General features: G+C 44.2%; 6 protein-coding genes. 3 read left to right on the top strand and 3 right to left on the bottom strand.

The genetic code is table 11. The annotated features are described in order from the left end of the window. The first annotated feature begins 297 nt into the window (after positions 1-297). Positions 298-684, top strand: coding sequence for a peptide-methionine (R)-S-oxide reductase MsrB (msrB, locus tag R8N28_RS08695; protein ID WP_082240174.1), 387 nt, complete (start codon positions 298-300; stop codon positions 682-684). 118 nt (positions 685-802) lie between these two features. Here the strand turns inward: msrB and R8N28_RS08690 are convergent, their stop codons facing one another. Beyond that, positions 803-1,624 (bottom strand): DUF2989 domain-containing protein, encoded by an 822-nt coding sequence (locus R8N28_RS08690; protein WP_065274728.1) that lies wholly within the window; start codon positions 1,622-1,624, stop codon positions 803-805. Positions 1,625-1,725: 101 nt separating this feature from the next. On the opposite strand from R8N28_RS08690, the gene R8N28_RS08685 reads away from it, so the two are divergent. Beyond that, a complete protein-coding gene (locus R8N28_RS08685) occupies positions 1,726-2,010 on the top strand; it encodes a YeaC family protein (protein WP_005380700.1) in 285 nt (94 codons plus the stop codon). Between the two features lie 95 nt (positions 2,011-2,105). On the opposite strand, the gene ansA is transcribed toward R8N28_RS08685, so the two are convergent. Together ansA and sppA are read right to left on the bottom strand one after the other, a co-directional pair. Beyond that, complete coding sequence (gene ansA, locus R8N28_RS08680) at positions 2,106-3,119, bottom strand: asparaginase (RefSeq protein ID WP_017635822.1); 1,014 nt, start codon at positions 3,117-3,119, stop codon at positions 2,106-2,108. Positions 3,120-3,283: 164 nt separating this feature from the next. Next, complete coding sequence (gene sppA / locus R8N28_RS08675; protein WP_005380705.1) at positions 3,284-5,134, bottom strand: signal peptide peptidase SppA; 1,851 nt, start codon at positions 5,132-5,134, stop codon at positions 3,284-3,286. A gap of 224 nt (positions 5,135-5,358) precedes the next feature. Between sppA and R8N28_RS08670 the strand changes: the two genes are divergently transcribed. After that, complete coding sequence (locus tag R8N28_RS08670; RefSeq protein WP_262635304.1) at positions 5,359-7,371, top strand: NADPH-dependent 2,4-dienoyl-CoA reductase; 2,013 nt, start codon at positions 5,359-5,361, stop codon at positions 7,369-7,371. Positions 7,372-7,413: the final 42 nt, after the last annotated feature.

Genomic DNA, 7,413 nt, shown 5'->3' with positions numbered 1-7,413 from the left:
AGTAAACATCTGCAAGTGATAATCGGACTTAACTTGTTTAAAGTCAAAAAAAAGCGACGCTTTTTTTAACAATTCTTTGCAAATGTACGTTTTTTAAACTTTTAACTGATTCTTCTGTAGCCCAGTTGGCGTAATATAACTGGTGAGATAAGTGCTCTTATCAAATTAATTACGCATGGTGTCCTGGTGAGAAAGTATGTGCTACAACTGTTAAGAGAAGCAAGTTTTTTGCTAAAAAAGTCAATACCAAGAACAGTAAATAAGGAGCCGAAAGTCGTGGAACAAAGCGGGAAAAAAATGACGAAGTCAGATGAACAGTGGCGTGAGCAACTGTCTGATGAAGAGTTCCGTGTTTGCCGAGAGCAAGGTACAGAGCCTCCTTTCAGCGGTAAGCTACTGCATAATAAGGAAACTGGTGTTTATGCTTGTACTTGTTGTAATGCCCCTCTCTTTGTCTCTGATAACAAGTATGACTCTGGCTGCGGATGGCCAAGTTTTGATGCGCCTATCAACGATCAAGCGGTGCGCTATTTAGAAGATCTAAGTCACGGAATGGTACGTACAGAGATTCGTTGTGCAACGTGTGATAGCCATCTAGGGCACGTTTTTGAAGATGGCCCACAGACCACAGGAGAGCGTTTTTGTGTTAATTCTGTGTCGTTAATTTTCAACAAATCAGAATAATAACGACAAAATTGTGCTCGAGATTGTTTTATCCTTTCAGGATGATTCATGCTCAACGGTGATCTGAGTGTCGCTCGACTTAAACGAAAAACTTCCGCTCATTGCGGGAGTTTTTCGTTTATATCTCAGTGGGTATCATTGCTGGGGAATAGATACCTTTCTCTATGGCTTTCGCCACCGATTCGGCTAATTCATCCAACTGCTTATATCGCTCTGGATGACTGAAATTGAACATACGTTGGAGCTGCTTTTCATCAGCAAGCGGTACGTCGAATCTCTTCGCGACCATTGCCCATAGATACGCTTGCTCTTTGTCTCCAAGCCCCTGATGAATACTTGCCATTGACTTGAGAATGACCGGATTGATGTTGTCTTCATCAGATAAAGACAACGCGTTATTAAGAAGCTCCAGGGTTTTCTTGGTATCTCGGTTGGTATAAAAAGTGGCTAATGCATATTGCATCTCAGCATTATTTAATTGGGGAGACCCTTCCATTTGTAAAAATGCGCGCCGAGCTTGAGTATCTCCCGTTTGAGACCATAAAAAATACAAAGTAGCCGGGTCTTCTGAGCCTTTTAACTCGTTTACAATGCGCTCTAGCTCATCAATACTGTGTACCAATGCATTAAAGCGTTGTCTTTTGAGAGCACTTTGATCAATAGGGGTGATCTGGGAGGCGAGTTCTAAGCATTTCCTATATTCAGCGACCAAACCGTATTCGATGATTTGGTTGGCCTCTGATGGGTTTTTCAATTGCTCAAACCGATGCCAAACCAAATTTGTTCTTGGAATTCGACATTGGCCGTCATCCATATTGAGCTGCTCGCAACGTAGCTCTGGTGTTTTTTGGCACAACTCTTCGGTTGTCACGTTACCTTCAAAACAGCCCGATAGCGCAAAACATGCGAGGCTGAGAAGTAACCAGTTTGTTCTTTTCATGGCTTTGCTTGTGATCCGTTACACCAATTCATTTTCGTATTCTTGACTCAGTTTCTTAACCCGTTATGTTCTGTAAATAGAATGTAATAAGAAGGTACACTATGGACGCAGAACAACTATTACAAGCGATGACTCCAGAAGTTTATGATCGCTTAGTCTATGCAGTAGAAACGGGAAGATGGCCTGAGGGTACAACACTTTCTAAAGAGCAGCGAGATTCGTGTATGCAAGCTGTGATGTTGTATCAATCAAAACATAATACTGATGCGCAGCATATGACGGTTGCAGCCGGTGGTGAAATCAGTTTTAAATCAAAACAAGAGCTTAAAAAACAATTCAGCGGAGAAGAGAGCGATATTGTTCGTGTCAATCCGAACATTGATTAATCCTTACGCCTTATTTCTCAAAATTTTATTATTTTGATTTTGAAAGAAAAAAGCCCAAATTGTATTGGGCTTTTTAGATCGTAGAAAGCTTGAACTTACAGGCTCATTTCACCACGCAGTACTTGTTGCATTCTCTCTTTTACTTCTTCGTAAGAAAGGTTTTGGCTTAGGAGGTAGTGTAGTTTTGCCAGCGCCGCTTCGGGCGTCATGTCAAAGCCACTGATAACACCAGAGTCTGCGAGCGCACAACCTGTGGCATATCCGCCCATATTCACTTTACCCGCCAAACACTGAGTCAGGTTGACGACAATAACGCCGCGCTCAGAGGCTTCTTTCAGGTGACCAAGCAGCTCAGGGTTCTGAGGAGCATTACCGACACCAAAAGTCAGAAGAATCATCGCATTCACGGGCTGACGAAGCGTGTTACGGATAACTTCGTGTGAAATACCAGGGTACATGGTGATCACCCCGATTGGTTGTGGCGTGATGTTGTGAACCTTAAACTCACCTTCTGGTTGTGCACCAACGGTTACGCTGTTGCTAACTTGAATATTGATCCCAGCTTCCAATAGTGGAGGAAGGTTTGGTGAAGTAAAGGCATTAAAACCGTCTGCATGAGATTTTGTGCTGCGGTTACCACGCATCAATTGATTATTGAAGAACAAAGTTACTTCGTTGATCGGGTAGTTTGCTGCAATATGTAGCGCGTTTAATAGGTTTGCTTGGCCGTCAGAACGCAGCTCTGCGAGAGGGATTTGTGAACCCGTTACAATCACTGGCTTACCAAGGTTTTCAAGCATGAAAGACAATGCTGACGCTGTGTACGCCATGGTGTCAGTACCATGTAGGATAACGAAACCATCGTATTTGTCATAGTTGTCACGAATATCATTCGCAATCTGCTGCCAGTCAGCAGGTGTCATATCTGATGAGTCAATCAGAGGGTCGTATTCGTGGATGGTGTAATCCGGCATTTCAGGACGATGGAATTCGGGCATGCTTGCTAATTGCTTTTCCATAAAGCCAGCAACAGGCACATAGCCGTGGTCGGATTTTTGCATTCCGATGGTACCACCGGTGTAAGCGATGTAGATGTGTTTTCTAGTCATCGTTTTTTCTTTCGTGTAGGGGAACAGAGGCGGGGATTATATACCTAAATAACCTTGAGATGCGAGGCTATACGCACAGCATCAGAAAGTCATCTGAGGAGATGCAAAGCCTAATAAAAAGGGCACTTCAAGTAGAAGTGCCCTTTGTAATATTGATGGAAAAACTACTGCACTTGGCAGTTCAAACAAAATGCGTATTGACCTTTAGGATCGTTGAAGCTTTGGAGCAAGCTTGCGTCTTGTTCGAATTGTTGAGCTACGGGTTGAAGACTTTTTGGTAGCAAGCTTGTTGCATCAATACCTAGAGAGACTTTCACCTGTTTCATAAACTCTTGCAGAAATAGTTCAGTAGGTGAAAGAGGCTCTTCTACCCAGTAAATGCCGTAATCGGTCACGTTCGCTAGTTTCGCCGCTAGCTCTACAGCATCATCAAAGTCACCCATTTGATCGACAAGACCAAAGGATAGTGCATCTTGGCCAGTCCAAACTCGACCTTGAGCAACTTTGTCAACTTCCTCTAGAGACATATCGCGATTCTCGCCAACTAGAGAAATAAAGCGCTTGTAACCGTGTTCGATACCTAATTGGAACACTTGAGACGCGCCCTCAGAAAGGCCAGTGGTAATACCGTCACCTGAGAACGGCGATGTGCCAACGCCATCAGTATTAATACCTAACTTGCTAAAGCCTTTTTCAAACGTGGTGATGACACTAAATATACCAATGGAGCCCGTCAGGGTTGTTGGCTGAGCAACGATTTTGTCTGCGCTCATTGAAATCCAATAACCACCAGAAGCGGCCAAACTCGACATGGATACAACAACCGGCTTACCTGCTTGCTTCAGAGCTTCTACTTCGTTACGAATCACTTCAGAAGCAAAGGCACTGCCTCCTGGACTATCTACTCGTAACACGACCGCTTTCACTTTTTCATCATTGCGTGCTTGACGCAGCAAGCTTGCGACCGTGTCACCACCAACAGTTCCGCGAGGTTGTTGACCGTCCATAATCGCGCCACTGGCTAGAACAACGGCGATGTCGTGTTGAGGTAGTGTGTAATCAGGACGAATCGTTGCAAGGTAGTCGTAGTAACCAATCGCGTTGTAGCTGTCTTTGCCGTCACTACCAAACTGTTTTGCAAATAGAGTGCGAATGTCTTGGCGTGTCGCAAGTTCATCCACTAGCCCCAGTTTGACTGCGAGCTGAGCAATATCGCCATTTACAGACTTCATCTCGTTAATCAGCTCATCCATGGTTGGATTAAGCACTTTCGCATCAATGTTTCGGTTTGTTGTTACGTCATCAACAAAAGCACTCCACAATTGAGTAACCCAACGTGTTGCTGACTCTTTCGCCGCATCGGACATGTCATCACGAATAAACGGTTCGATCGCGGATTTATAAGTACCTACGCGAAAAACATGAGTAGAAACATCAAGCTTTTCAAGTAACGTTTTGTAGTACATTGAGTAAGCGCTGTAACCTTTAATCAATACACCACCATCAGGTGCCAGATAAACTTTGTCAGCGTAACTTGCCAAGTAATATTGGCTTTGGTTGTAGAAATCACCTACGGCGTAAACGGGTTTGCCTGACGCTTTAAATTCGTTCAACGCTTTCGCGATGTAACGTAGTTTCGTGAGATTTGTTTCTGGCATGTCTCGCAGTGCTAGCACTAATCCAGATACTTTAGGATCGTCTTTCGCGTAGCGAATAGTATCAACGATATCGAAAAGGACGTTTTCTTTCGGTAACTCATTACCCAAAAGGGAACCAGCAAAAGAGTCCATTGGGTTTACATAACGTCTTTGTTCGACAATTGGGCCTGAAAGGTTCATCACCAATGCCGATTCTTTTTCGACGACAGGTTGACCGTCTCCGGTATAAGTAAAGGCAAAGTAGAAAACGGCAATCATCAGCAAGAAAATTAGGTTTGCCAGTGCGAGTCTGATGAAAGTGATACTTTTCCATATCCCTTTAAATATCAAACCAATAAATTTGAAGAGTTTTTTCATCTTGTCTCCATAACGAGATAGTTACGCCGAGTCTAACAAAGTATGGGTTCTTATCTCTAAGATCTCAAAAGATAACATTTTTTTAGCTTATCACGACCACTCAACAATTGGCATATTTTCACACGAGATTGATCGGTGTTACAAAAATGTAAACGCTTGTTTGATTTTTTGGTTGAGCAGGCTTAATCTGGTCAGACCATGATAATAACAATGGATGTTAAGTGATGTCTGCCATGTACCCAAACCTATTAAAGCCACTGGACCTCGGTTTCACACAATTACGAAACCGAGTTCTGATGGGATCAATGCACACGGGCTTAGAAGAGCACAAAGAAGGATTACAGAAGCTCGCTGCTTTTTATGAAGAACGCGCGAAAGGCGGTGTCGGACTGATTGTAACCGGAGGTTTTTCTCCTAACTTACGCGGTCGTTTACACCCGTTGAGTGCTGAATTCAGCAAGCCAAAACATGCTAAAGCCCATAAAGTTGTGACAGAAGCGGTGCACAAGCACGGTGGTAAAATTGCGTTGCAAATTCTCCATGCTGGGCGTTATGCAATGCATCCATTCTCGCAAAGTGCATCTGGCATTAAAGCGCCAATTGCAAAGTTTGCTCCGAGTGAAATGAGCGACCGCCAGATAAAGAAAACCATCGACGCGTTTGCTAATAGTGCGGAGTTAGCACAGCTTGCTGGTTATGATGGCGTCGAGTTAATGGGCTCGGAAGGTTACTTGGTAAACCAATTCTTATGTAAACGTACTAATATGCGTTACGACGAATGGGGTGGCAGCTATAAAAAACGTATGCGTTTTCCGCTAGAAATTGTTAAAGCGGTACGCAAGGCGGTGGGTGACAAGTTCATCATCATCTTCCGTCTTTCTATGCTGGATCTTGTCGAGCAGGGCAGCACTTTTGAAGACGTTATCGAATTGGCAAAAGCACTTGAAGAGGCTGGCGTCACGATTATTAATACGGGTATCGGTTGGCATGAGGCTCGAATTCCGACCATTGCGACTCAAGTACCACGCGGTGCGTTTACATGGGTTACGGAAAAAGTTAAACCTCACGTTTCGGTTCCTATTATCACTTGCAACCGTATAAATACGCCAGATGAAGCAGAACGCATTTTATCTTCCGGTCATGCCGACATGGTTTCGATGGCGCGCCCATTCTTGGCCGATCCTTACTTTGTTGCTAAAGCCGAACAGGAAAAAGCGCAGCTTATTAATACGTGTATTGGTTGTAATCAGGCGTGTCTAGATAACGTGTTTAAAGGTAAGCGCGCCAGTTGCTTAGTGAACCCTCTAGCGTGCTATGAAACCGAAATTGTTGTTGAACCAGCCTTTAAAAAGAAAAATATTGCAGTTGTTGGTGCTGGACCTGCGGGCTTGGCTTGTGCGACCACACTGGCTGAACGTGGCCATAAGGTTGATTTGTTCGAAAAGAACGACCGCATCGGTGGTCAGTTCCGTCTTGCGATGCAGATCCCTGGTAAGGAAGAGTTTCGAGAGACGATACGATATTTCGCTAACCGTATTGATGAAACAGGCGTGAATCTGCACTTATCGACGGAAGCGAACTATGACTTACTCACAGAATACGATGAGATAGTGATGGCATCGGGTGTTGAGCCACGTAAAGTCAATATTGATGGAATTGATAACCCAGAGAAAGTCGTCGACTATCAAACTCTCATTCGAGACAAAACGCCAGTCGGTGAGAAAGTGGCTATCGTTGGTGCTGGTGGCATTGGCGTAGATGTCGCGACCATGCTCACAGAGCCAGTTGGACAAACGTTGGATGACTGGTTGCATGAATGGGGAATCGACAAGGAGATGTCTCAGCCGGGTGGTTTATACCCTTACCCTGATGCGGTCAGCGATAAAGAAGTCTGGGTGCTTCAGCGTCGTAAAGGTCGTGTAGGTAAAGGTCCGGGTAAAACAACAGGTTGGATCCATAAACGTACCCTTGAAAAACGTGGCGTACATTTAGTCGGTGGCGTGTCTTACGATAAAATTGATGATCAAGGTTTGCACATTCATGTAGATGGAAAAGAACAATTATTGAACGCGGACAAAGTCGTCATTTGTGCGGGGCAAGAGTCTGTTCGTCCATTTGAAGATAAATGGTCTGAACTTGGAGAGAAAATTCATATCATTGGCGGAGCTGACCATGCGGGTGAACTTGATGCTGTGCGTGCGATTCGTCAAGGCGTTAAATTGGCGGTAAAACTCTAGTCTTTCAAGGTGTGTTTACTATGAAAGCTGCGCTTTGAGCGC

Source organism: Vibrio sp. Vb1554, assembly GCF_033344235.1.
Note: the sequence above shows the minus strand (reverse complement) of the source record. Positions and strands in the feature narration are given on the sequence as shown.

Coding starts and splice junctions, on each gene's coding strand:
- R8N28_RS08670 (WP_262635304.1), top strand. CDS start 5,359: ATGTCTGCCATGTACCCAAACCTATTAAAGCCACTGGACCTCGGTTTC.
- R8N28_RS08685 (WP_005380700.1), top strand. CDS start 1,726: ATGGACGCAGAACAACTATTACAAGCGATGACTCCAGAAGTTTATGAT.
- R8N28_RS08690 (WP_065274728.1), bottom strand. CDS start 1,624: ATGAAAAGAACAAACTGGTTACTTCTCAGCCTCGCATGTTTTGCGCTA.
- msrB (WP_082240174.1), top strand. CDS start 298: ATGACGAAGTCAGATGAACAGTGGCGTGAGCAACTGTCTGATGAAGAG.
- sppA (WP_005380705.1), bottom strand. CDS start 5,134: ATGAAAAAACTCTTCAAATTTATTGGTTTGATATTTAAAGGGATATGG.
- ansA (WP_017635822.1), bottom strand. CDS start 3,119: ATGACTAGAAAACACATCTACATCGCTTACACCGGTGGTACCATCGGA.